Annotated in this window: 20 protein-coding genes; 12 read left to right on the top strand and 8 right to left on the bottom strand. The window is 64.3% G+C overall.

Going from position 1 to position 24,641, the window contains the following annotated elements; genetic code table 11:
- Positions 1 to 29: 29 nt before the first annotated feature.
- On the bottom strand, positions 30 to 509 hold the full coding sequence (locus tag OKA04_RS16365) for a low molecular weight protein arginine phosphatase (protein ID WP_264502267.1): 480 nt from the start codon (positions 507 to 509) through the stop codon (positions 30 to 32).
- Positions 510 to 619: 110 nt separating this feature from the next.
- Between OKA04_RS16365 and OKA04_RS16360 the strand changes: the two genes are divergently transcribed.
- The 7 genes from OKA04_RS16360 to OKA04_RS16330 all read left to right on the top strand — a co-directional run bounded on the left by OKA04_RS16360 (position 620) and on the right by OKA04_RS16330 (position 11,468).
- Positions 620 to 2,758: a right-handed parallel beta-helix repeat-containing protein gene (locus tag OKA04_RS16360; protein WP_264502266.1), complete on the top strand. Its 2,139-nt coding sequence runs from the start codon at positions 620 to 622 to the stop codon at positions 2,756 to 2,758.
- Between the two features lie 567 nt (positions 2,759 to 3,325).
- Positions 3,326 to 4,087: a PEP-CTERM sorting domain-containing protein gene (locus OKA04_RS16355; protein WP_264502265.1), complete on the top strand. Its 762-nt coding sequence runs from the start codon at positions 3,326 to 3,328 to the stop codon at positions 4,085 to 4,087.
- Positions 4,088 to 4,812: 725 nt separating this feature from the next.
- On the top strand, positions 4,813 to 5,196 hold the full coding sequence (locus OKA04_RS16350; protein WP_264502264.1) for a hypothetical protein: 384 nt from the start codon (positions 4,813 to 4,815) through the stop codon (positions 5,194 to 5,196).
- A 114-nt stretch (positions 5,197 to 5,310) separates the two neighbouring features.
- Complete coding sequence (locus tag OKA04_RS16345; RefSeq protein ID WP_264502263.1) at positions 5,311 to 6,861, top strand: OpgD/OpgG family glucan biosynthesis protein; 1,551 nt, start codon at positions 5,311 to 5,313, stop codon at positions 6,859 to 6,861.
- Complete coding sequence (locus OKA04_RS16340; RefSeq protein WP_264502262.1) at positions 6,837 to 7,424, top strand: hypothetical protein; 588 nt, start codon at positions 6,837 to 6,839, stop codon at positions 7,422 to 7,424. The genes OKA04_RS16345 and OKA04_RS16340 overlap by 25 nt, the downstream gene beginning before the upstream one ends.
- A 3-nt stretch (positions 7,425 to 7,427) precedes the next feature.
- A complete protein-coding gene (gene mdoH / locus OKA04_RS16335) occupies positions 7,428 to 9,572 on the top strand; it encodes a glucans biosynthesis glucosyltransferase MdoH (RefSeq protein WP_264502261.1) in 2,145 nt (714 codons plus the stop codon).
- 177 nt (positions 9,573 to 9,749) lie between these two features.
- Positions 9,750 to 11,468, top strand: coding sequence for an ABC transporter ATP-binding protein (locus OKA04_RS16330; RefSeq protein WP_264502260.1), 1,719 nt, complete (start codon positions 9,750 to 9,752; stop codon positions 11,466 to 11,468).
- Positions 11,469 to 11,644: 176 nt separating this feature from the next.
- Here the strand turns inward: OKA04_RS16330 and OKA04_RS16325 are convergent, their stop codons facing one another.
- Both OKA04_RS16325 and OKA04_RS16320 read right to left on the bottom strand, forming a co-directional pair.
- Entirely contained in the window at positions 11,645 to 12,208 is a 564-nt protein-coding gene (locus OKA04_RS16325) for a type II secretion system protein GspG (protein ID WP_264502259.1), read from the bottom strand.
- Positions 12,209 to 12,314: 106 nt separating this feature from the next.
- Complete coding sequence (locus OKA04_RS16320) at positions 12,315 to 12,761, bottom strand: type II secretion system protein GspG (RefSeq protein ID WP_264502258.1); 447 nt, start codon at positions 12,759 to 12,761, stop codon at positions 12,315 to 12,317.
- A gap of 389 nt (positions 12,762 to 13,150) precedes the next feature.
- Between OKA04_RS16320 and OKA04_RS16315 the strand changes: the two genes are divergently transcribed.
- Positions 13,151 to 13,450 carry a hypothetical protein gene (locus tag OKA04_RS16315; protein ID WP_264502257.1) on the top strand — a complete coding sequence of 100 codons (300 nt, stop codon included), beginning with the start codon at positions 13,151 to 13,153 and terminating at the stop codon, positions 13,448 to 13,450.
- Positions 13,451 to 13,522: 72 nt separating this feature from the next.
- On the opposite strand, the gene OKA04_RS16310 is transcribed toward OKA04_RS16315, so the two are convergent.
- From OKA04_RS16310 to OKA04_RS16295, 4 genes are all read right to left on the bottom strand, one after another.
- Positions 13,523 to 18,085, bottom strand: a complete 4,563-nt coding sequence (locus OKA04_RS16310) for a lamin tail domain-containing protein (protein WP_264502256.1) — start codon at positions 18,083 to 18,085, stop codon at positions 13,523 to 13,525.
- A gap of 205 nt (positions 18,086 to 18,290) precedes the next feature.
- Entirely contained in the window at positions 18,291 to 18,785 is a 495-nt protein-coding gene (locus tag OKA04_RS16305) for a GNAT family N-acetyltransferase (RefSeq protein ID WP_264502255.1), read from the bottom strand.
- 7 nt (positions 18,786 to 18,792) lie between these two features.
- Positions 18,793 to 19,335 carry a phage tail protein gene (locus tag OKA04_RS16300; RefSeq protein ID WP_264502254.1) on the bottom strand — a complete coding sequence of 181 codons (543 nt, stop codon included), beginning with the start codon at positions 19,333 to 19,335 and terminating at the stop codon, positions 18,793 to 18,795.
- Positions 19,336 to 19,374: 39 nt separating this feature from the next.
- Entirely contained in the window at positions 19,375 to 19,920 is a 546-nt protein-coding gene (locus OKA04_RS16295) for a phage tail protein (RefSeq protein ID WP_264502253.1), read from the bottom strand.
- A gap of 83 nt (positions 19,921 to 20,003) precedes the next feature.
- Here OKA04_RS16295 and OKA04_RS16290 point away from each other — a divergent pair, with 83 nt between their 5' ends.
- Both OKA04_RS16290 and OKA04_RS16285 read left to right on the top strand, forming a co-directional pair.
- Positions 20,004 to 21,251: a Vgb family protein gene (locus OKA04_RS16290; RefSeq protein ID WP_264502252.1), complete on the top strand. Its 1,248-nt coding sequence runs from the start codon at positions 20,004 to 20,006 to the stop codon at positions 21,249 to 21,251.
- On the top strand, positions 21,248 to 21,541 hold the full coding sequence (locus OKA04_RS16285) for a DUF6916 family protein (RefSeq protein WP_264502251.1): 294 nt from the start codon (positions 21,248 to 21,250) through the stop codon (positions 21,539 to 21,541). Before OKA04_RS16290 ends, OKA04_RS16285 begins: the two co-directional genes overlap by 4 nt.
- 16 nt (positions 21,542 to 21,557) lie before the next feature.
- Here OKA04_RS16285 and OKA04_RS16280 read toward each other — a convergent pair whose 3' ends face one another.
- Positions 21,558 to 21,863 (bottom strand): hypothetical protein, encoded by a 306-nt coding sequence (locus OKA04_RS16280; RefSeq protein WP_264502250.1) that lies wholly within the window; start codon positions 21,861 to 21,863, stop codon positions 21,558 to 21,560.
- Between the two features lie 124 nt (positions 21,864 to 21,987).
- On the opposite strand from OKA04_RS16280, the gene OKA04_RS16275 reads away from it, so the two are divergent.
- On the top strand, positions 21,988 to 22,461 hold the full coding sequence (locus OKA04_RS16275) for a (2Fe-2S)-binding protein (protein ID WP_264502249.1): 474 nt from the start codon (positions 21,988 to 21,990) through the stop codon (positions 22,459 to 22,461).
- A complete protein-coding gene (locus OKA04_RS16270; RefSeq protein WP_264502248.1) occupies positions 22,458 to 24,617 on the top strand; it encodes a xanthine dehydrogenase family protein molybdopterin-binding subunit in 2,160 nt (719 codons plus the stop codon). The genes OKA04_RS16275 and OKA04_RS16270 overlap by 4 nt, the downstream gene beginning before the upstream one ends.
- Positions 24,618 to 24,641: the final 24 nt, after the last annotated feature.

Raw genomic sequence — 24,641 nt, 5'->3', positions numbered from 1 at the left:
GCGCCAAGACCGGCCGCGAGACCGTCGTCTCACGCCTGCCAGGTCTGGTCGATGAAGGCGACCAGCGTCGGGATGGCGAGATCGAGGGTCTTGCCGGTGTCCTCGTAGGCCTTTCGCCCCATGCCAATGGGATCCGGCACGTCCGCCGCCACGCCACGGCCTGGGATCTCCACGAATTCACAAACGAGGTAGAACTTGTCCGAATACTCCGGGAAGAGATTCTCCAGAGCCTCGAGATGACCCGAGGTCATGGCAAAGACGTGGGTCGCATTCTCCAGCAGTTCCGGGGAGACTGGCTGGCTGGAGAAGCCATCGAGCGTGATGCCGCGGCCGGAGAGGAATTTCACCGTCTCAGGATTCGGGCTGTCGCCGGGATAGGCGGCCACGCCGGCGGAGGCGACCGTGAAGTCCCCGCGGCTCTCCACCGCCTTGCGGAACATGCCCTCGGCCATCGGGCTGCGGCAGGTGTTTCCCGTGCAGACGAAAAGGACCGATTTGCTGGAGGACATCGCGCGCACCCTGCCCCCTACTGCCCGTGCGGTCAAGGCGGGTGGCGAGGAGCTTGCGGATGAGATTCCGGACGTTGTTAGTCGATTTCCCGGAAAGCGCCCTTCCCCCGGTGCCGCGGGACTGCTACAGCGCGCGTGGCATGACCTTGGAGGAAGCACGGCGCATACTCGGATTGTCCGCGGACGATGACGTGAATAACCGGCTGGGGGAGTTTTCCGCCGCGCGGGAGAGAATCGCGGACATGGTCCGTGGCGCGCCGAATGATGTCCTGGCGATGCGCTATCAGGACGGGCTCGTGGAATTCGACAAGGCGCTGGCAGTCCTGCGCGAGGAGTCGGAAAAGGAGCCGGAGGACGTGATCCGAGCCCGCGAATGGATGACGGCTGCCCGCGGTGGCACCGCGGATGAGCCCAAGGCCGGACCCGTCGCGGAAGCCGGGCAGGAGAAGGAGGATAAGTCCGACGAGAAGTCGGCTGCTCCCGCTGAAGCCGCTGCGACCACCCCTCCCGCACCGGCCCCACCTTCCCCCGCAGCCAAGGCCCCGGAACCGAAGCCGGAGGCTGGAGAAAGCGACGCGGATCCGGATCCGAATGCGGAAGAGGACGAGGAAAAGCGCAGCGTCGCTTCGCGGATTTTCTCCACTTTGGTGATCCTGCTCGTGCTGACCACCATCGGGGGCGCGCTCTATGCGTGGCACCTGGCCGACCAGAAGGTGCGCACGACCGAGCGGCTTGCGTTTTTGGAACGCATGGGCGCGAAGATGATCGAGTCCCGCCGCTGGCCGGAAGCGACCGCCGCCTACGATGAGATCGACCACCTCCGCCCCGGCACGAAGGCCGCCGAGGTGGGACGCCGCAGCATCGAGGCGGGCATGGTGGAAGAGCAGGAGCAATTCGTGGGCTACTTGTCCGGCGAGGCGACGAGTGCCTTCGACCTGGGCCACCTCGACGTCGCGATCGAGGCCGCTCGCAAGGTGCTGGAGAAGTATCCGAACCAGAAGGAAATGGCCGAGCTGCTCCAGAAGGCCGAGGACGCCCGCACCACCCAGGCCCGCGAGGCGCTGGTGACGGCCACTTCCGACGCCATCCAGAAGCGCCGCTGGGACGAGGCGGAGCACAAGGCCAACCAGCTCGCATCCTCCTTCCCCGGCGATCCCGAGGGAAATGCGCTGCTCGCCGAGATCCGCGCGGGCCGGGACAAGGAAACCAGAGAGCGCCAGCGCGCCCGCGAGCTCTACGACGCCGCCCGCCAGCGGGACACCGGCACCTTTGACAAAACGGCCTACGAGTGGCTGCGCGAGGCGACCGGGCTCTCTCCCGATGACGAGGAGATCGCCGCGCTCTACGAAAAGATCGCCTCCTACACCCGCACCATCCAGGTGCCGGGCGACTACCCGCAACTCGCCGACGCCATCGCCTCCGCCCGTGACCGCGACCGTATCGTGGTGGCAGAGGGGACCTACACCGGGCCGCTGATCGTGGACAAGGTCATCACCCTCGAGGGTGCGGGCCGCGACAAAACCTTCGTGGAAGTGGAAGCCAGCGAGAGCACCGCCGCCACCTTCAGCCGGCAATCGTCAGGCACCCGGGTCAGCGGCATCACCTTCCGCCACCGCGGCTTCGAGGCCGGGGAGGATCGCTTCTCGGCACTGCTGGTGCGAGGCGCGGAGGTCACGCTGACCGACTGCCGCGCGGCGGATTCCGCGGGGCACGGGCTGGCCGTGGTCGAGGCCGGGCAGGTGAGCGCCACCCGCTGCCTCTTTGAGAACAACGGCTGGGACGGCGTGGCCGTGCGCGGGGCTGGCAGCCGCATCGAATTCTCCGAGTGCGAGGCCGTTGGGAACATCGGCCACGGCTTCGACCTCTGGGACGGCGGCTCCGCGGCCATCCACCAGAGCATCGCCCGCGACAACAGCGGCAACGGCATCGTGGTCGGCACCACCGCGGACAATATCGTCATCGGCAACTGCGACCTGCGCGCGAACCGCGAGTACGGGATCGTGGTGGCAAATGCCGGCTCCGGCCGCATCCACGGAAACCGCTGCCGCGAGAACCTGATCGGCGGCATGGCCGTCCGCGTCACCGCCGCGCGACTGATCTTCGAGAACAACGTCTTGGAAAAGAACGAGGGGCCCGGCCTATCGCTGGAGCGGGGCCTGGATCCGCAGGCCTTCTCTTCCAATACCGCCACCGGCAACTCGGGCGGCCAGAATGTCCTGACCAATGGGGACTTCGCCCATGGCAACTAGTGTCCCGTTAGGCTAGTTTGCCACAATAGCTATCGATCTTCCCGAAGGTCCTGTCCGCTGTGGCTGTCCAGCGGAAGGATTCGGAGACTTGGTCGTAGGAGGCTACATACCTCGCGAAGGTCAGCCACGCTTGGCGGAGAAGCGTTCCACCTGCTTCAGCCGACTGGAATGCGCGGGAATGAAGGGAAGCCGCCATGGTGGGTGGCACAGGAATTCGAAGAACCACTGCAGGGGCCGGGGACCTGAGCAGAACAGCCTCTGCCCTCCGGGCTTTGGCCTGGGGCGTCTTCCTTGCCTCAGCCATGCGGGTGAGTTCGTCCCGCTCCTTCCTTCTCAACACCAGTCGCAACGTCGATCACCCAAGGGGTAAACGAGGACAAAAATAACAGCATCACCTGTTCCGGAAAGAACCAACCGAAGGGGATACTAGGAGAAATCCTAGGGCGGGTGTCGTTGACCCCTCTCAGGAGGGTGGCTAGTTTCTCGACTTGAATAAGTTTGGTGGAACCTGAGGAATTGCATTTTGCAATCACCTCTTCTTCTCCCCGTCCACGAAAAAAAATATCCATGTCTCAACACCACATCCTGCCACTCCTCGGCTTCCTCGCCTTGGCAAGTATCGCCCCCGGCGCGGTCGTCATCAACAACTCGGTCAATCGCGCCCCGGCGGGCGGCACCCCGGGCGCGGCCCACGACCCTTCGACTTCCGGCACCCCCAACCAATTCTCCGCCTCCAGCTCGGATTTGATACAAGGAATGACCCCCACGGTGACTTATACCGGTGGAACTGGTTCACCGACCACCGAAGGTTCCGCCGGCTCGGCAGTCTGGACCAACGGCTCGATCACCACGGTTTACGGCGGAGTGCCCGACGCCACCGCACACGCCGCCTATGGAGTGGTGAATGGGACGGTCGGCACATCCAACATCGACACCTTCGTGACCTACGACCTCGGATCGCTGTTCAATCTTACCGAGGTCAACGTGTTCACCGGCTGGAACGACTCGGGCCGCGACGACAGCTCGTTCAACCTGCTCGTGTCAGTCGATGGCATCACCTTTAGTTTGATCGCCGGTTATGCAAAGGGACCGGATGACACCGGGACTTACACCACGCCCGTCACCAACCGTCACAGCATTGTCGATGACGGCGGGGCCGCTATTGCCACCGGAGTCCGATTCGTTCAGTTGCAATTTACGGATAGCGACAATGGCCACGCCGGCATGCTCGAAGTGGACGTCTTCGGTGCCGCCGTGCCCGAGCCCGGCGCCGCCCTCTTGGTCGGACTGGGCGGATTGGCAGCCATGGCCCGCCGCCGCCGCGGCTGATCGACCGGAAAAGTCAGCTTCCTTCCTAAGGCGATCCGGCGGCACCGCGGCCCCGGGTCGCCTTTCTTTTTTGGCTCTCAAGGTCGGTCGTCCAAAAGCCATAAGGACGACAGGAACCTCAATGCCTCTATTGAAACGAACTAGACTGACGGCACACTAGGAAATCGCCCCATGAAAGAGGACTGACAGCCTTGCAAGATTTGCAGGCAAGTTTGCAAGACCTTCCGGATATGCCACCTATCCGATTCTCCCACGAAATTCGCGATATTAATCATATCATTGGAAATCAGGGAGATGTAGCACGTCGCCAAATTTTGGCACGAGGATTGCCATTACATAGGCGTTCTCTGGGGAGAGAACTGTCGACCCTTCGGGGTCTTAACTCGACCCGCATGATAGGCGATGCTGCGCGCGCGGTAAGTCTGTTGTGCGGGTCGATGTTTTTTCAGGGCATCGCTGCCATGAGGCTACCCGCTCGAACCGAACCACACGAGCCCGCGTGCTGGCGGCCCCCGTCCTTCCCGGGAGCATGGTGAGGACAGGGAACCGCCTTCGTCGGTGGAATGCCACACGCGCAATCCCTTGCAGGCCCGCGCCCGTGACTCCGATGGGGCCGCCGCAGTGCATGAAACGGGCCAAGCCCCGGCGGATCGCCGTTCCGTCACAGGGACCTTGAGCCCCGTGGGAAACGAGGCAAGTAGCAGGGGCAAATCCCCGCCTTTCCCGTGCGCCCGCCCCTTCACCGCTGGATCTCCTTTTGGCTCGGCCTGTTCGTCATCGTCTTCGTCGGCTGGGCCTGGTGGGATTCCCATCGCTACTACTCCACCCTCATCTGGGTCGGGAAGGGCTTCGCGTGGAATGGCGCGGGGATGGCTGGCATCAGCAGGAATGATTTCCTGGCACCCGATTCCTTCGAATTTGCGGTCTCGCGCGCACCTCTGGGCACCGTCTGGCTGCCGGGCATCCGGGCGAAGTTCCCGACCTTCGCGGTGGCACATTGGGCCGTGATGCTTTCCTTCGCCCTGCCATGGTTCAGGTGGCTGGCATGGCGCTGGCACCGACTGGGAAAGCTCCAGGCAGAGGCCCCTCCTGATGACGGAAGCCGCTGAAAACCCGCGCCCGCTGGGAAACCAATTCGCCCATACGCAACTTTTCCGGAAGTCTTACAGCCTATCTCACAACCGCGGATTGACAGAACCCCCAAGCAGGCTATCCGCTGGCTTGTGCTTCAACGCATCATCCACCTAACGGCCGCATTGGCTCTCGCGCCGCTCGCACCCGCGCAGGATTGGGAGCGCGAGGATGTGACCTTCGAAAAGATCGACGAGCGCGCCCGCGACCTGGCGGCCCAGCCCTACGCCGCTCCTGACAAGGAGGCGCTGCCGGACTGGATGAAGAATCTTTCCTACGACCAGTATCGCGACATCCGCTTCATCCCGGAGCGCTCCCTGTGGGCGGCGGAGAACCTCCCCTTCCGCGCGATGCTCTTCCACCCCGGCTACCTTTTCCGCGAGCCGGTGGGGATCAACGAATTCACGGACACGCACGTCCAGCGCATCCGGCTGACGGATGCCTTCTTCAACTACGGGCCGCTGGTGCCGCAGCGCGGTGACCTGCCGCCGGATGCGGGCTACGCGGGCTTCCGACTGCACCACCCGCTGAACCGCCCGGACTACTACGACGAGCTGGCCGTCTTCCAAGGCGCGAGCTATTGGCGCGCGCTGGGGAAGAACCAGCGCTACGGCATCTCCGCCCGCGGCATCGCCGTGGACACCGGCGTCGATGGCGCGCAGGAGGAATTCCCCCGCTTCCGCGAGTTCTGGCTGCGCAAGCCGGTGGCGGACAACAAGGCGGTGATGTTCTTCGGCCTGCTCGACGGCCCGTCCTACACGGGTGCCTACGGCTTCCTCATCCAACCGGGCGACGACACGGTGATGACGGTGCGCGCGGCTCTCTACGCCCGTCAGGGGGTGAAGCGCCTCGGCCTCGCTCCGATGTCGAGCATGTTCTGGTTCGGCGAGAATTCACGGAAGCGCTTCGATGACTTCCGCCCGGAGGTCCATGACTCGGACGGCCTGGCCATCCGCATGGGCAGCGGCGAGCGGATCTGGCGCCCGATTTCGAACGACACCGGCAGGCTGGAGTTCAGCGTCTTCCCGATGGACAAGTGCGGTGGCTTCGGACTGCTGCAGCGTGACCGCCGCTTCGCCGCCTACGAGGATGGCGAGGCGAACTACGAAAAGCGTCCCTCACTGTGGATCGAGCCGACCAGCGACTGGGGCTCCGGCCGCGTGGTGCTGATGGAAATCCCCACGCACAACGAGCTCGCCGACAACGTGGTGGCCATGTGGGAGCCCTCCCACATCCCGAAGCCCGGCGAACGCATCGAGCTGACCTACAAGCAGCACTGGACCATGGCCCCGGACCCTGCCGACGCGGGCGGCTACGTGGTGGCGACCCGCACCGGCCTGCACGACTGGCAGCCGGAGCAGCGGACCGTGGTGGTGGAATTCGCAGGTGGCCGCCTTGAGAAATGGGAGGGCGATCCTCCGGAGGCCGTCATCACCGCGCTCGGCGACTCCGGCGCGAAGATCAAGATCCAGGGCACCGCGGTGCAGCCGCTGCCGGAGGGTCACTGGCGCGTCGCCTTCCAGATCGCTCCCGCCACCGAGGGCGGAAAACTCGCGGACGTGGGTCCGCTGGAGTTGCGCTGCAGCCTGAAAAAAGGAGAGGATTTCCTGACCGAGACATGGGCCTACCGCATCATCCCCTAGAGACGCTGCGACCGCTGAGCGAGTCCGAGCTTTCGGAATGGGAGGAGGCCTACGCCGCCGTGGAGGCCTATCTCCAGGCGCTGCGCCTGCGGAATCGCCTGCTGGTGGCGGAACTGGTGCGCGCGATCCTGTGGCGCGCCTCCGCCCGTGGCGCAAAGGAGCCCGGCACCCCTGCCCGTGTGCTGGCCATGGAGGAGACCCTCACGGAGATCGCCACGTGGACGCAGGATGTGCTGGAGGAGCCGCTGGAACACCGCCGCCTCGCTGCCCGCGGTCGCCTCGCTCTGCTGCTGGCGGACATGCCGGGGAAGTGGCAGGGCGTCTTCCTGACCCCGCAGCCGTGGCCTCCCGCCTTCACCGAGGCCATGCGGAAGAGCTACCTCGCCGCCGGCCCGCAATTTGCCCAGCTCACCATGCTGCCGCAGCCGCTGGAGCTGAATGTGATCGGCGAGGGTGCCGCGCGGTGGTGGGAAACGATGGATCGCCGCCCGATCGTGCGGAAGATGTTCGCCGTCTTCGCGCTCGCCCTGATCGGGGCATTCCTCTGGTTCATCTATTTCTAAGCGATGGCCGATACCTCCCCTGATTCACCCCGGCAGGTCCGGCCCTTCTTCAGTCCCTTCCGCGCGGGGCTGCGCCGGCTCGTCTTCTTCGGCAGCGTCGCCCTCGTCAATATCGGCGCCACCTACTGGCTCTACGACATCTTCGAGCGCATGGGCGTGCACCGCGCCCACGGCCTGCTGCTGATCGTCTTCTTCATCCTGAATGGCCTGCTGGTGCTGGGGTCCTTTCACGCCATCTTCGGCGCGTGGGACATCCTGCTGGGGAGGAAGCAGGCGGTGCGCATCACGAAGCTCGCCGAGCAATCCGGCGACGGCCCCCTCACCCGCCGCTACGCGGTGGTGATGCCCGTTTACAACGAGGACAGCAGCCGCTTCTGCGCGCGCATCGAGGCGATCTACCGCTCGATCGAGGCGACGGGGCAGATCGAGCACTACGACTTTTTCATCCTCAGCGACACCCGCGACCTGGACCTGTGGGTGCTGGAGGAGACGGCGTGGACGAACCTGTGCCGGAAGCTCGGCGGCTTCGGCCGCATCTACTACAGGCGTCGTAAGATCAACTCGAACCGCAAGGCGGGCAACATCGGCGACTTCGTCCGCACCTGGGGTGGCGGCTACGAGGCGATGGTGGTGCTGGATGCGGACAGCCTCATGGACGGCGGGGACATCGTGAAGATGACCCGCGTGATGGAGGCGTATCCGAATCTCGGCATCCTCCAGACCCCGCCGAAGCTCATCCGCGGGGCATCCATTTTCACCCGCCTGCAACAGTTCGCCATGCGGCTATACGGGCCGCTCTTCATCCGCGGGCTGAATTGGTGGCAGCTCGGCGGCGGCAGCTACTGGGGTCACAATGCGCTCATCCGCGTGAAGCCTTTCTCGGACTTCTGCGAACTGCCGGACCTGCCGGGCCGCGAACCCTTCGGCGGGAAGATCCTCTCGCACGACTTCGTGGAGGCCGCGCTGATGGTCTCGCAGGGCTGGGAAGTGTGGCTCGCCTGGGACATCGAGGGCACCTACGAGGAAGCCCCGCCGACGCTGATCGACCACCTGAAGCGCGACCGCCGCTGGTGCCAGGGGAATCTCCAGCACCTGTGGCTGATCTTTGCCCGCAAGCTGCCGCTGACCGTGCGTGCCCACCTTTTCATGGGCATCATGGCATACCTCGGCAGCCCGCTGTGGTTCCTCTTCCTCATCTTCGGCACTTGGGTGGCGTGGGATCGCGCGGGTAGCGACCTGAGCAACTACACCTTCGACGGCACCACTGTGGACCGTTGGCTGAATATCGACGGCACCACGCAGAGCCTGATCCTCACGGGCTTCATTTTTGCCCTGCTCTTCCTGCCGAAGATCCTCGCAGTGATCGGCGCCATCCTCGTCCCGCGCGTGCGGCGGTCCTTCGGCGGCATGATCCCGCTGGTGATCGGCTCGCTGATCGAGACGGTGCTCTCCATGCTGCTCGCACCGTGCGTGATGGTGGCCCACACGATGATCGTGATGAGCATCGTGCTCGGCCACGCGGTCGGCTGGGGCACGCAGAATCGCGACACGGACGGTACCTCCTGGGGAGAGGCCGCGACGGTGCACGCACCGCCCACGCTGCTGGGTTTGGCCTGGGCCGGCTTGGCATGGTACATCAGCCCGGTCTTCGCCGCGTGGATGTCTCCCATCCTGCTCGGCCTCATCCTGAGCATCCCCATCTCCGTCATGACCAGCCGCGCCCGCCTGGGCAAGGCACTGCAGAGAAGCAAGATCCTCGCGACGCCGGAGGAACTCGATCCGCCCGCCGTGATGAAGCTGGCCGACGTGGCGAAGGCCTCCGTGGACCCGGCACTCGATGCCACCGTGGCCGGACGCCACGGAGTGGTGGCCGCCGTGGTGGACCCGTATGTGAATGGCGTTCACGTGGCCCTGCTGGAGCCCGGCGAGATGACACCCGGCCAGGAGGCCGTGGTGGAGCGCTGCCTAGTGGATGGCTGGCAGGCCCTCACGAAGTCCGAACAAAGCGAACTGCTCTACGATGCCCCCGGCCTGCTGCGCCTTCACCGCGCCGTGTGGCTGCGCCCCGCCGAGGGCATCCACTCCACCTGGACCCAGGCCGTGGAAAGCTACCGCCATCGCCTCGACGCGGGCTACGACGGCGACTGAGCTTCCTTCGTAGCGGATCGCCTTCTTGTAGCGGAGCGACTGCGTCGCTCCGGCTGTGAACGGCCGGAAGCACCATTCACGCACCGGCATTCCTCCAAGCCCCCTCTTTCAGCACCCCGCCGCATAACAAACGCGGCGCTTGCATGCGCGCCATTCCGGAGGCTCCTTGTGGGTCAAATGTCGGTCCTCGTCCGCGTCTTCAAGCTCGCCCTCGCCTATCCCGGTCGTGCCGTGGTCTCGCTGGTGATGGCGATCATCTGCACGCTGCTGGTCCTGGTGTTGCCTACCGTGACGATGGTGCTGGTGGACGAGGTGATGGACAAGGGACGGCGTGACCTGCTTTTCCAGACCGCTGCCTTCGGCGTGGGCGCGATCTGCCTCAGGCAATTCCTCTTCACCCTGCGCACCTATGGGAATAACGCGCTGGAGCAACGCCTAATCCACGACCTCCGCACGGTGCTCTACAACAAGCTCCAAAGGCTGCCGATCAAGTGGTTCGATACGAATTCCTCCGGCGAGATCATGTCACGCGTCGCGAGTGACGTGCCCACCACCGACCGCGTGATCGTGGAGGCCATCGACCAAGCATTGCCCGCGTTAATTCAGTTCGTCGCGATCGTGTGCTGGATGTGCTATTTCAGTTGGGAGCTCACGCTGGTGACGCTGGCACCGCTGCCTATCATCGCGCTGATCACCACGCTCTACTCGAAGCGCGCCGAGCCGAAGTGGCGCGAATCCTCGCAGGCATCGGCTGATCTGAATGCGCTGCTTCACGACAACCTCGCCGGCATCCGGCAGATCAAGGCCTACACGGTGGAGCCCGAGGCGCTCGACCGCTTCGACGCGGCAAGCCGCCGCGTGGGCGAGAAGCACATGCGCGTGATGAAGGGGCAGGCGGTGGTGTGGCCGACCGTGTCGCTGCTCGCCGAGTCCGGTATCGTCCTCATGCTCGGCTTTGGCGCGTGGTGGTATCTCGAGGGCGCGATCACGAAGGGCACGGTGATGTCGTTCCTGATGGCGTGGCCGCTGTTGTTCGACCCCGTCTCGCGCATCAACACTCTCACGCAGACCTTCCTCGGCGGCAAGGTGGCGGCGAAGCGTGTCTTCGACATCCTCGACCTGCCGGACGAGATGAACCTCACGGAAGGCAAGCGCCCGGAGACCTTCACGGGACGCGTGGAATTCGCGAATGCGGGCTTCTCCTACGATACCGACTCGCCCGCGGTGGAGGGCATCTCGCTGGTGGCGGAGCCTGGCATGACGGTCGCGCTCGTCGGACCGACTGGCGCGGGGAAATCCACGGTGCTGAACCTGCTCACTCGCTTCTACGAAACGGACCGCGGGAAGATCCTGCTCGACGGGCACGAGATCGAATCGCTTTCCAAGGAATGGCTGCGCGACCACACCGGCTACGTGACGCAGGAGAGCTTCCTCTTCAACAGCAGCCTGCGCGAGAACCTGCGCCTCGCGAAGCCGGATGCGACGGAGGATGAAATCTGGGCCGCGCTGGAGAATGCGAATGCCGCGCACTTCGTCCGCGAGCTACCGGAGCAACTCGACACCGTCGCCGGCGAACGCGGCGTGCGTTTCTCTGGCGGGGAGAAGCAGCGTCTATCAATCGCACGCGCGCTGCTGAAGAATCCGCCGCTGCTTTTGTTGGATGAAGCTACATCCGCTCTCGACAATGAAACCGAGCGGCTGGTGCAACAGGCGCTGGAGACCCTGCGCGCGGACCGCACGTCATTCGTGATCGCCCACCGCCTGTCCACGGTGCGGAAAGCCGACCTCATCTGCGTGCTGCAGGATGGCAAGCTGATCGAAAAAGGCAGGCACGATGAACTGCTGGCAAAGGGCGGGCTCTACGCGCGACTGTGCGAGGCATCAATCCGGGAGTAGCGCTTTTTTGTTAGATGGGAGGACAACGAAACGCGCGAAATTGACGAAAGAGGAAGAGGATTGGAAGGCCCGCACCCCTCTACGGCGAGCCTCTCGCGAATCGGACCCTGACTACTATATGCGCAGTAGACGAGGATGGCTCGGGCGGAATGAATTCCGCGTTCCCAGTGGCTTGATCAGGCCTTTGCCCTGATGTTCAGGGCCCGTAGAAATCCGAAACACACGAACAGAGCCAGAAGGATGATCCCGGCTTCATCAACCTGGAATGAATCCTTCCAGCGCTCAAACGAGGAGCGCCTGTCCAAGGACAGCTCGTTCCAGGAATTCCGGTCATCGTCATCGTTGCCCTGAGACTTCGAGATGCCGTCGGGGCCGAAGGAATAGAGCCCATACGCATCGAGATCCAACGCAGCCGAGAGCATCTTTTCGGAGTCTTTGATGGCTACATACTGATAAGGGTTGTTCCATGGATCCAGCGGCAGCTTGCCCATGATCTTCTGCCATCGCTTGTTCTCGGGATAGGTCGCAGGCTTTTCGATCAGGGCTGCCAAGCCCTCTTCTTCTGTAGGATACCTTCCGGCATTCACCCTGAACATATTGAGGGCGGATGACATCGAAGCCATGTCGCCATCGATGGGACCAACCGTCGCGATTCCCCCTCTACTTGGGAGAATGCCGAGATACATCGCCATGGCGAGACATACAGCCGCCACCAAAAGCATCACGAGGAACTTGCCCATTGCTTGTGGAATGCCGAAAGGCCGGAGCTTTGTCGGTGGATGTTTTCTGGTGATGGATTGTGCGGATGACCCGGGCGGAATGAATTCCGCGTTCCCGGTGGCTTGATCAGGCGGTTGCCCCCTTGCGTCCTCGCAGGATGGTGCCGATGCACAAGATCAGGGCGAGGATCGCGGCACCGGCGTAGGGAGCATGCCGAGACTCCAGCATCCTCTGTCCGAGCGGCCGTTTGTCCATCGAAGACTCATCCCACGAGTTGAGGTCCTCATCATCGCATCCACGGGAATTCGAGATGCCGTCAGGACCGAGTGAATAGAGGCCGTGGCCGTCAAACGTCCAATCTGGCATGTCGATCTCCGACGGATCATCGCTCTTCACGTATTGGTATGGATTACCCCATGGATCCAGCGGCAGCTTGTCCATGATCTTCGTCCATCGCTTGTTCTCGGGATAGGTCGCAGGCCTTTCGATCAGAGCCTTCAGGCCCTCTTCTTCGGTGGGATATCTCCCGGCATGCACCTTGAACATCTTGAGAGCTGCTGAGATCAAAGCCATGTTGCCGACGATGCGATTGGATCGCGTTCCCTCCGGCTTGCAACCTGTCAGCATCAGGAGTGATGCCACCGCAAACGAAATCATCGCGAGGAACTTTCCCATTGCTTGAGGAATGCCGAAAGAGCGGAGCTTCGTCGGTGGTTGTTTTCTGGTGATGGCTTGCGCGGATGACCTGGGCGGAATGAATTCCGCGTTCCCGGTGGCTGACGCATGCGCGGCATTTTTCGTGGTTGTACTGGTGACAGTGCGGAGACCATCCCGACGGCCGGCTTCACCCGATGCCTACGTGATGTCACCACCATGACCACGGATGGAAAGTGGCGGCTTGTATTTACGGCGATGCGAAGCTTCCATTCGCCCCGCATTCCCCTCACGTTCGCCACCCGCACATGGAAACCGTCCTGCAACTGCCCGATTCCGAAGAACCCTGCACGATCAAGGAAGTCGTCGATGCGCTCCGCAAGGAGAAGCTCTACCCGCGCCACGAGTCGAAGAACTGGGGCGACTGGATTCACTTCGAAGGCTCGCGCACGGTGATCAGCATCGAGTCCATGCGCGGCCTCACCCGCTCCGCGACGGTCGAGCATGCGGAAGACGAGGCGGAAGAACTCACGCCCGCCATCCTGCGCGCCTTCGGCCGCCTGAAGTGGATCGGCATCGGCGAGGACGGCGAGTATTCGCTCGATTGATCGACCGGCATCTTCGCACGTCGGAGAGCAACACGGGCCGGGATCACCCGGCCCTTTTTCGTGCGCCCCGTCTCAAGGTGCATCCACCGTCACGGACAGACGGAAGAACGCAGGCCCGGGCCCGCCCGGCGGCAGGTCCACGGCGAGCACTTCCACCTCGTCATCACCACCGATGACAACAGCCGCAGGGAGCGACGTCCACGCGCTGAGCTCGCCACAGGTCTGCGCCACCACGGTGAGGCCGCCTAGTGTCTCCTGCCTCCGCCGCGCATAGATGAAGCGCCAGCCTTCCGAGGTGGGCACCAGATCCGGCGCGCCACGCGTCACGAGCGCACCAGCCACTCCGGCACGCGATGACTGCGGGACCTTCGGATCGGTGCCGATCACATATTCCAGGACGTTCGCCAAGCCATCGCCATCCGGGTCCGCGTCCGCACCGCTGACGGTCACATCGGCGAGTTCGGTGGAGTCGAAGACATCTTGCCGCCACGAAACGAAGGTGAGAGGAGGTGGCTCGACCGGATCGGACGGAGGATCGGTGGCACCCGGCGAGCCATGGATGCGGGTGCTCGCCCGCCAGCCGGATGCCGACGCGAAGGCTGATAGCGGTGCAGCGAGATCCACCGGCACCAGAGAGTGCCCCTCGCCATCCGAGGCGGGATGCCAGCCGTCGTCGTAGGTGATGTCAAAGAGCGTCTGCCCCTGCGCGTTCTTCAGCCGCAGGCGCTCGCCACCATTGTCCAGGCTCCCGTCATACACACCGTCCACCGGGATCTCCGTGCCGTAGCGGGCCACGAAAGCGGCGGCATTTTTTACCAGCAGGATCGTCCCGCCAAGTGGCAGTGTCTTCTCGCCGAAGGTGAAGGTGAGGCCGCTGGTGAAGGTGGCTCCCGTGAGATCCAGCCCCTCAGTGCCGATGTTCCGGAACTCCAGGAACTCGAATTCATTCTGGTCTGAAAATCCCTCGGCGAGTTCCTCCGCATCCGGGTCCGCTGGATGATACATGATCTCGGTAATGCGGAGCGGGGCGGGACCTTCTGAAATGAAGCTGCGTTCATTCAGCGCGCTCCACACGGTGCCCTGCCGCACGCGGGCCTTCACGACGAGCGAATACGGAATCACCACCGCACCGGAGTAAGCGGTCGCGGCGGATGAGATACCGCCGCCTGCGAGCCGGGGATCGGTGCCGTCCACCGTGTAGTAGATCGTGCCCGTGGCATTCGGATTCGTCATGCCGAGCTGGTAGCCCTGCGCCACCTCACCGCCCTCCTCGCTGAAGGCCGGGGCGTCGATGGCCGGAAAGTATCCCTGCACACGCATCGCATTCCGCAGGAGAGTTGAATTCTCGGTGGTGCCCGTGCCCGCGGGCGTGCCGGTGAGCATGATGTTCCGCACGCGGTTCACCTCGTTGCGCCACTCAATGGTCGGTCGCGTGGGCGGCTCTTGCATCGTGTCCCCCCAGCGTGCGGACTCGCCGTAGATGGCATCCTCGACATGGGTATTGATGCGGTCCCAGCGAGCTACTACTTCCGCAGTACTAAGCGCGCCGCCCGCGGAGATGTGCTTCTGCAGCCGATCCCCGACTAGGGCGATGAAGTTCGGGTTCGCACGGGCGGCCTGCCAGATCTTCGCCGCCGGAGCGGCACTGGAGATCGGATTGATCGCGCGGAAATTCGGATGGACCCAGGCCGTGGTGTTCGAGCCATTGCCCGTGCCCCATGAGGTCTCACCGTCCCATGTGAAGAACTGGAATGGCCCCGCCGGGGTATTGCGATTCCCACCCCACCAGTTGTTCAGCGGCCAGTCATCCATGCCGATGAAGAACGCGCACAGCACGTAGTCCACGAAGGCGGGCAGATCCACATACTGGCCGAGCTCGGCGTAGTTTGCGGCATTCGCCATGTTCTTCCCCACCAGCGTGGTCGTCAGGTAGTCCCAGCGGGTGCTGTCCCCGCCGCCGTGGACGCCACCGTGGTTCACGCTGAACCACTCCTCCTTTTCCCCGCCGAGCGAACTCGCGGCGAAGTCCGCATCCGGGCGCTGCACCGCATTGTAGAGGCCCCAATAGACGCCATTGATGAAGAGGTGGACGAAGCGCCCCGGCGAGCCCGGACGGCCCATCGCGATCTGCGTCGCGCGGTAGAATTCATCCTCCGTGCAAGTGCTGGTCGTGGGATTCCAGCTCCGGGCAAAGCTGTGGTTGTTCCCCGCGCGGAGCACGATGTTGTCCACCTCGCGATTGCCCGCCTCGCCGCCCCACGGGACGCCGGTGAAGATGGCAGAGTCGAATTTCTTGTCGCCATACGCCGCCTTGAAGGACAGCCGCAGCGAGCGCTTCATGCGGTCGTGGCTGTGGCCTTGGATGCCGCAATCCGCCTGGGTGGTTTCCTCGGGGTTCTCCGGATTGATGTATTCCACTGAGGCGGCGCGCTCGAGGTCCGTGCCGCGGTAGAAGCCCCCCTCGCCCGCCGCCGTCCACATGTCGGTCTTCTTCACGACCACGGAGACGGTGGGGATGTCGGCGAAGCCCTCGATCAGCTCATCGCGGAAAGCGGGGTCGGACACCAGCGTCGGGTCCATCTCGTAGTCGTGCACCTTTGTCACGGTGCCGGTGCTGATCAGGGGATTCGGCCATCCGGCGATGGTGGCGGGCTGCTGGATGATGTCCGGCAGGTAGAGATACGTCCGCGTCTCCGGTCGCAACGAGGTGTAGCCGGTGCGATAGGCACAAGCGCGGATGGTGGCGGTGGTGGAGACCGGGATGGGCGCGGTGTAGATCTGCCCGGTGGTCGCGGTGGGTGCGGTGCCGTCCGTGGTGTAGCGGATCTGCGTCTCCGCCATGGGGCTCGTGAGCACGAGGGAAAAGGGCGCATTGAAATACCCGCGCTCCTTGCTGAAGACTACCTCCGGCACCATGCCGAGCGTGCTGGTCATGTTCGCCGCGGCAGGCGTGGCGGTCGTGTAGTATTCCTCCTTCGTCGTGATGCCCGTGGCCGCGACCACCTCCGGCATCACGAGGAAGTCATCGTCGGCGGCGGAGACATTCAGCCCCTGGATCGCCAGCACGTTCGTCTCGCCCGCGACGAGCAGGCCAAGCCGGTTGCTGATGTCGATGCTCTCCAGGTCCATGCCCGGGCTTGCAGCGGTGGCGGCGGAGTTCCAGGTGGGATTCGCCGGGGCATTGCGGCGCGCGATTTCCACTCCATTCAACCACGCCACATAGCCATCGTCGCAGCGCATTTTCAGCAGCAGGGCACGGAGCTGAGAGACAGACTCAGGCACGAAGGTGAAGCGCATCGCCGCGGTCGAGCGCACGCCATGCATGGCCGGCTCGATGTCGTGGCCGATGAGATCGTGATACGGCGGGGGCGGCACGAAATCGCCGAGAGCATGGAGGATGCATGCGTCAAAGATCGCCAGCCCGCTCGCCGTGAGAGGACCCAGCCCGTCGTCATCGAGGAAGAAGTGGATGCGGCTCGCCGGGGCGATGACACCTCCGCGGAGCTTCTTGCCGGCCGCCACTTCCAGGATCACCGGCTTCCCCGCGTCCGCGGTGGCCACCACCACGGCATCCGGCGCGAGATTCGAGAGATCCGCGGCATTCAGATTGCCTGCCGAACTGCGCACCGTGAGCGGCCCGGCGGGGAAGCCCGCGCCGAGCGGATGGGCCGCGCCGACCGTGGTGAGATGCACCGCCGTCTGAGCGCTCACCGCGGAGCCCGCCACGCTGAGCAGGAAGTCATCGGTCAGGCCGCGCTCGCAATTCACGACCGGCACCGTCACGTCCTTCAGCTTCGTATTCACCGCGCTGGCGGAAACGGTAGAGGAAACGAACACCAGGTCCTTGCCCGTGGCATCGGCGGCTTGCACCGCATTGTCGTCCACGGTGGTAACCACGTGGCCGTGGGTATTCGTCAGGCGGTTCACCAGCGTCTGGTCCCCGGCGCGCGCGGCGGCATTCGCTGACGTGTCCACCACCAGCAGGATCTTCGCCCCGCCCGCAATCATCGGCGTGGTATCATACCCCACCGCGGAGAGCCCGCTGGACCACGAGGCATCCGGCGTGAAAGTCGGCAGCTTCCAGTTCGCAGGCAGCGGCCCGGACGGCACCAGCACGTCCGCCGGGGCACCCGCCGCCAGCAACACCGATGACTCCCCTGCCACCGGCGTCAGGCCGTAGGAAATGTCCGACACCTGCGCGGGGAAGGTCGGCGCGTATTCCGAGACGATCGTCGTCCCGTCAGGCCGCACCAGCGCGAGATATTCGCCGGAGGCACCGAGCTTGAAATTCGTGTGGAGCGGATTGGCCGCGTTCCGCAGGTCGCGGTTCGACGCGAAGACCACGAGATAGCCATTCGCCGGGAGCGTCACCGCGGGGAATTTCCACTTCTTCAGGTTCGTGGCATTTCCCGTGAGATACCAGCCGTTCAGGTTCACCGCGGCCTTCGTCGGATTGTGTACCTCGATCCAGTCCTCGCGGTTGCCGAATTGATCCGTGAGGCCGCTGCCATTCGACGCGAGGAATTCACTGATGACCGGCGCGGTGCCGTATTCGGGCAAGGTGGCACCCGCCGCGAGGGCGAGGGCAGCGAGGCCAGCCGCGAGGACGCGGAGAGGGAGGGGAGACCAATTCATTCGCAACGGGGGGATTGCGGCGCGTAATCGATGAGGGAGGGATCAGCGCATCACGCCGGGGGGTGCACGAGCTATCCCGCCACCTCCCGCGGATATCAATTCGAATCCGGCACATCACCGCTCAAGTTGGGTATTCCCCTACAAATCGCCCCGGAAGCACTCCGAGACAGACAAACATTTCACACAATCTGATCAACAACATCACTCAACTTCCCGGCGGCCGTGGAGGAGTCCATTCCATGGTATGGCGCATCGCCGAGGTCCTGATGATGCGAAAGCCGAGCCGCTGGTAAAATCCCTGCACCGGATCGCCGATCACCGCCTCCAACCGCACCGGCACCTGGGTCCGCTGGCCCTCCGCCTGGACATTCTTCAGGAGCTGCGTGCCGATGCCGTGGCCACGGAATTCCGGCAGCAGCGAGATATCCATGACGCGCAGGCAATCGGTCATCCGCGCGACATAGAGACGCCCTGCCGGACGCCCCTCCACCATGACGATGGTGAACCACGCATGCGGATAGGTCTGCCGGTAGGAGAGCGTCTGCCACTCGTATTGCTGGACGAGCCAGCGGGTGCGCTCCGCCGGAGGCAGGTCGCGGAAGCCCGCCTCATCGTCCCGCGTGGACAGATACAGATCGACCAGGAAATCCCGGTCCTCCGGAACCTCCGGCCGCAGGGAGACCGTGGCGAGGCGGAACACGTGTGACTCAGGGCCGCTGCGGGAAGATCCCCTGCAGCGCGATGATGAAATTTACCGTGAGGAATGGAGGCATGTTGTTGTGCGCCAAGCCACCGCCGACCGAGGACGTATTGCCCGTAAGCGCGATGCTACCATCCGCCGCCGCATTCGAGAAATTGCTCTCGCCATCGCTGGCGCGCGACAGGCGGTTGCCATTCGGCGTCGTCTGGTTGCCCGCCGCCTGCACGGTGGGTAGGGTGCCTCCGGTAAGCGCATGCGTGTGGGCCGGGATCTCTGCGGTGGTGAGAGTCACGTTCTCGCTGCCGCCCGAACTTCCCAGCGTACGGCTGGTGAGGCCGCCCGGGCCCTGCCCCTGGTGGATAGGCATCCGGCCACGAAGATCCGGCAGAGCGAATGTCGTGTTGCCGTTACCCCCGTAGGTGGTGCCCAGCAGGGAAAAGAGTGCGGTATTTTGCTGGATCGAGAGCAACTGGCCACTGCACTGCGCCCAGCCTACCGGGGCGAAGTTGAAGCCTGCCATCCTGATTTCTGCGACGAAAGGATCTGCCATGGGAAGAGTTGGGTTGGATCTTGGTGAAGCGGGTGGCGCTCAAGTGGGAGAAGGAAAGATGCCGAAGAGCGAGATGATGAAATTCACCGTGAGGAACGGCGGCAGATTCGCGTGTGGCATGGTATTGCCCACAGGCTGGGTATTCCCTGTGAAGGCGAGAGCGATGGCGCCGTCGGCTACATCGGAAGAGTAGTTCTTCTCGCCATCGCTCGCGCGGGCAAGGCGCAGGCTACCGGGAGATGCAGCATTCCCCACCAGGTTCGTCGAGGGCACTCCCACGGACGAAAGCGGGTGGGAATGGGCCGGGAGTTGCTGTGTGACGATTGTCTCCGTCTCCGAGCCGGAAAATTGGCCGAGAGTCCGCGGACTGAGGGTCGGGCCCTGACCCATGTGGACGGGTGCTCTTCCACGCAGGTCCGGCACCGCGAAAGTCTGCTGCCCATCCCCGCCGTAGGTAGTCCCGATCAACTGGAATAACACCTCATACTCCGAGATAGCGAGAAGCTGGCCGTGGCACAGCGCCCAGCCGGGTGGTGCGAAATTGAAGCCGACCATCCGGATTTCGCCGATGTAAGGGTTGGACATGAGCGGGTGGAAATTGGCGAGGCTCGGAATGCTTGTGCGTCCTTATCTTTACTCAATCAAAAATGCCCGGTAGCCTGCAAGACATGAAGTCCGGCCGCGCAAAAATGTGGACCATCGCCCTGGCTCTCCTTCCCGCGGCACCCGCGCTCTCCGCCACGGTGGTGTATGCGACATCACCGCCGGAATTCCACATCGACTCGAAAGGTGGCACCGACGCGCTGGCCCCCTACCTGAGCGGGATCAATCCCTGGGGACTGGCCAGCGATCCGGAGACGGGGCGCGTCTATTTCTCCGACCCCACGGGCGGGCGCATCGCCTGGATCGATCCCTCGGCCCAAACTCCCGCGGCGACGAACCTGATCAATCGCCCGGCCTCGACCTTCCACGGCATCGCCATCGACTCGCCGAACCGCCGGCTCTTCTACCTCGATTCCGCGAATGACACGGTGAATGTCTTCCACCTCACGACCCTGGCCGACCAAGCGATCGTGACCGGCGGGAACATCGTGCGCCCGAATGACGTGGCCTGGGACGCCGGGCGCGGCTGGGTCTGGTTCACGGACTCCGGCGGTGACTTCGTCAGCGCGATCCGCTCGTGGACGAGTTCGACTGCGGACCGGGTGACTTTCCCCGCGACCGATCCATGGGGCATTGCCGTGAACCCGCAGACGGGCGCGGTCTATTACTCGTCCTACTCCGCCGGGACCATTCGCTCGCTGGATCCGGCAAACGGTAACTCCGCAGTGGTCGTGTCCGGTTTGCAGGGACCACGCGGCTTGAAGTTCGACGCCTACGGTCGCCTCTTCTGCCTGGAAAGCGGTCTGAACCGCGTGAAGCAGGTCCAACTCCCCGGCCAGCCAGTGCCAACGAAGACCTACACGAATGCCGAGAACGGTCGCGCCTTCCTGATCTATGAGTCCGACGATCTCGATGGCGATCACCTGATCGACGCATGGGAGCGTCGCTACAGCTCGACGCTCGCGGGACTCTCCTCCGCCAGCGATCCCGATACGGACGGTCGCACCGCGCTGATGGAATTGCTTTTCAATGGCACCCCGCAGAGCGGCGCGGACCCGGCACCGGTGCGCAGCTTCACCAGATCCGGAGGGACGGTTACGGCCACCTTCCAGGGACCACGCGAAGGCTACAACTTCGGCGCGCAGTTTTCATCGAACCTGTCGTCGTGGCAGAACTACAGCGGCACACTGACGAAGGTGAACCTGGCCGATCCGCTCTATGCCACGTGGACGCTGAGCTTCTCCCCCGCATCGGTGGGGCTGAATCCTTCACGTGTCTTCATCCGCTTCACCGGCGAGCGCGCGGCGCCATGACATTGCACGCGCGTCCCCGCCTCGCGGACTTCGAGGCACGGCTGGAGCAGGCCTTCACGGCGACGACACCGGAAGGTGCGTCTGCGGGTGAATGGATGCTGGCCGGGTGTGAGGCGCTGCCAGTGCCGGACCTCCCGCAGCTAGCCGGGCAGGATTGTTATTCGCTGACATTCCGCTGCGAGGCTGGGCTGGTGCAGGGCCTCTATCAGCTCGTGGCGGCGGATGGCTTTGTCGTGGCATTCTTCGCCGTGCCGGTCGCGGCGGGCCGGATGCATGTGACGGTGAACTGAGCAGGCCTGCCCTTCCTCACGCGGCGCGCAGCAGCACGCGGAAGGAACGCCCTCCCTGCAACCCGGTGACAGTGCGGCCATGGCAACGGAGGACGCCGTCCGCGAGACCGGCAAGCTCTTGCAGGGCATCACCGAAGGATGTCACCTTCGCCCGCGCGACAATCCGCAGTTCACCGTTCTTCAGCGAGAGCGATCCGCCATGACGGCCGGCCCAGCTTTCCAGGGTATCCTCCGCTTTCGCCGGCTGATCCGCATGCACGACACCGGTCACGAGCCCGAGTGAGGCCACCAATCCCAGCCGGATGAAATGCGCGCGGTCCATGGTGGCAGACTATCAGGCCCGCGCCCGGCGACAAGACACAACCGGGACAGCGATCCAAATGTCCCTCGACGTGGCGGGCATCGGGTGCATCGTGGCAGGTTCCCGAAATTTTTTTCACTCCGCCATGATCTCGCTCAAAGTGAACCAACAGGATCACGCCGTGGATGCGGATCCCTCCACTCCCCTGCTCTGGGTGCTGCGCGACCTGCTGCACCTCACCGGCACGAAATTCGGCTGCGGCATGGCCCAGTGCGGTGCCTGCACCATCCACCTCGACGGCGAGGCGGTCCGCTCCTGCGTCACGCCCGTCTCGCGTGCGCTGGGAAAGAACATCACCACCATTGAGGGCATGGCCGCGGATCCCTACGGGCGGGTGCTGCAAGACGCGTGGATGGAGGAGGACGTGCCGCAGTGCGGCTACTGCCAGTCCGGCCAGATCATGTCCGCCGCCGTGCTGCTGCGGGAGAAGGCGGACCCGAGCGACGAGGACATCGACCTCGCGATGAGCGGGAACATCTGCCGCTGCGGCACCTACCAACGCATCCGCTGCGCGATCCACCGCGCCGCCGGGGCCAAGGCGAAGGGAGGTGCGAAGTGATCGCTCCCACCTCCCCTGCCGCACCCGCCACGCTGGGCCGCCGGCGATTTCTCGCCACGTCGGGCGGGCTGGTGCTCGGCTTCTTCGTCCCGCTGCCGAAGCGCGCAGCGGCAGCCGGGACCCCTCCGGCGAAGCCGGGTGCGCTGCCCGCGCCGAATGCCTTTCTCCGCATCGGCATCGACGGACGGGTCACCGTGTTGCTCGCGCATTCCGAGATGGGTCAGGGCATCTGGACGACGCTGCCGATGCTGATCGCGGAAGAGCTGGATGCGGACTGGTCGAAGGTATCCGCGGAACATGCACCGGCCTCGCACACGTATGCTCACCCGGCCTTCGGCATGCAGATGACCGGTGGCTCGACGACTACGCATTCCGAATTCGACCGCTACCGGCAGGTCGGTGCGCTGGCGAAGGAGATGCTCGTGCAGGCCGCCGCGGCAAGATTCGGCGTGAAGCCGGAGGAATGCCGCACGGAGAACGGCCATGTGATCGCCGGGGAAAAACGCGCCTCGTATGGCGAGCTCGCGCAAGGTGCCGCCCGCGTCGCCGTGCCGAAGGAAGCGAAGCTGAAGGACCCGAAGGACTGGAAGATCATCGGCAAGGCGACCAAGCGACTCGATGCGCCGGAGAAGGTGAATGGCTCCGCGCAATTCGGCATCGACGTGCATTTCGATGGCCTGCTGACCGCGGTGGTCGCGCGTCCACCGGGCTTCGGCGGCTCGGTGAAATCCTACGATGCGACGGCGGCAAGAAAGGTGCCCGGCGTGCGCGACGTGGTGCAGGTGCCGAGCGGCGTGGCCGTGCTGGCGGATCATTTCTGGGCTGCGAAGCAAGGGCGTGATGCGCTGGAGATCGAGTGGAAGGAAGGCCCGGCCCACGACAGCGCGGAGCTTCTGGAGGAATTCCGCAAGCTCGCCGGGACCGAAGGAGCCGTCGCCGCAAAGGCGGGCGAACTGCCGGTGGCGAAGGGCGGCAAGACGATCGAGGCGGACTATTATGTACCCTACCTCGCGCATGCGACCATGGAGCCGCTGAATGCCACCGCACACCTCACCGAGGGGAAGTGCGAGATCTGGACCGGCACGCAATTCCAGACGATGGACCAGCAACTCGCGGCAAAGGCGGCGGGACTGGAGCCGGGACAGGTGGAGATTCACACGACCTTCCTCGGAGGTGGCTTCGGACGACGGGCAAATCCTGCGTCGGACTTCATTGTGGAAGCGGTGCACGTCGCGAAGGCGGCGAAGAAGCCGGTGAAGGTGGTGTGGACGCGCGAGGACGACACGCGCGGTGGCTTCTACCGCCCGGCATTCCTGCATCGTGCGTCGATCACGCTGGATGACTCCGGCATGCCGGTGGGGTGGAAGCACGTCATCGTCGGCCAGTCGATCATCGCGGGAACACCGATGGAGGCCATGATGGTGAAGGACGGCGTGGATGCCACCTCGGTGGAGGGAGTGGCGGACTCGCCGTATCTGAAGTCGGTGCCGAACCATCGCGTGGACCTGCATTCGCCGCGGCCCGGTATTCCCGTGCTGTGGTGGCGCTCCGTGGGACACAGCCACACGGGCTATGCAATGGAGTGCCTGATCGACGAGGCCGCGAATGCCGCGGGGAAGGACCCGGTGAATTACCGCCGAATGATGCTGAAGGATCACCCGCGGCACATGGCCGCACTGAATCTAGCCGCGGAGAAATCCGGCTGGGGCAAGCCGCTGCCGGCGGGACACTTCCACGGCGTGGCGGTGCACGAGAGTTTTGGCAGCACCGTGGCGGAGGTCGCCGAAGTCTCCGTGTCGCAGCAGGGTGTGGTGAAGGTACACAAGATCACTTGCGCGATCGACTGCGGGCTCGCGGTGAATCCGGAAGGCGTAAAGGCACAGATGGAGTCCGGCATCGTCTTCGCGCTCGGCGCAGTGCTTCACAGCGAGATCACCTTTGAGAAAGGCCACGTGAAGCAGGGGAACTTCCACGACTACCAGGTGGCCCGCATGCACGAGAGCCCGCTGATCGAGACCCACATCGTACCCAGCACGCAGAAGATGGGCGGCGCGGGAGAATGCGGGGTGCCGCCGCTGGCCGCCGCCGTCTGCAATGCCATCCACGCAGCCACCGGCAAGCGCGTCCGTGAGCTGCCGATCCGCAACCTGTCCTGAACACCCGCGCGCGAATCCCCAACC

It is taken from the genome of Luteolibacter flavescens, from assembly GCF_025950085.1.
Lineage (GTDB): Bacteria > Verrucomicrobiota > Verrucomicrobiia > Verrucomicrobiales > Akkermansiaceae > Haloferula > Haloferula flavescens.
Note: the sequence above shows the minus strand (reverse complement) of the source record. Positions and strands in the feature narration are given on the sequence as shown.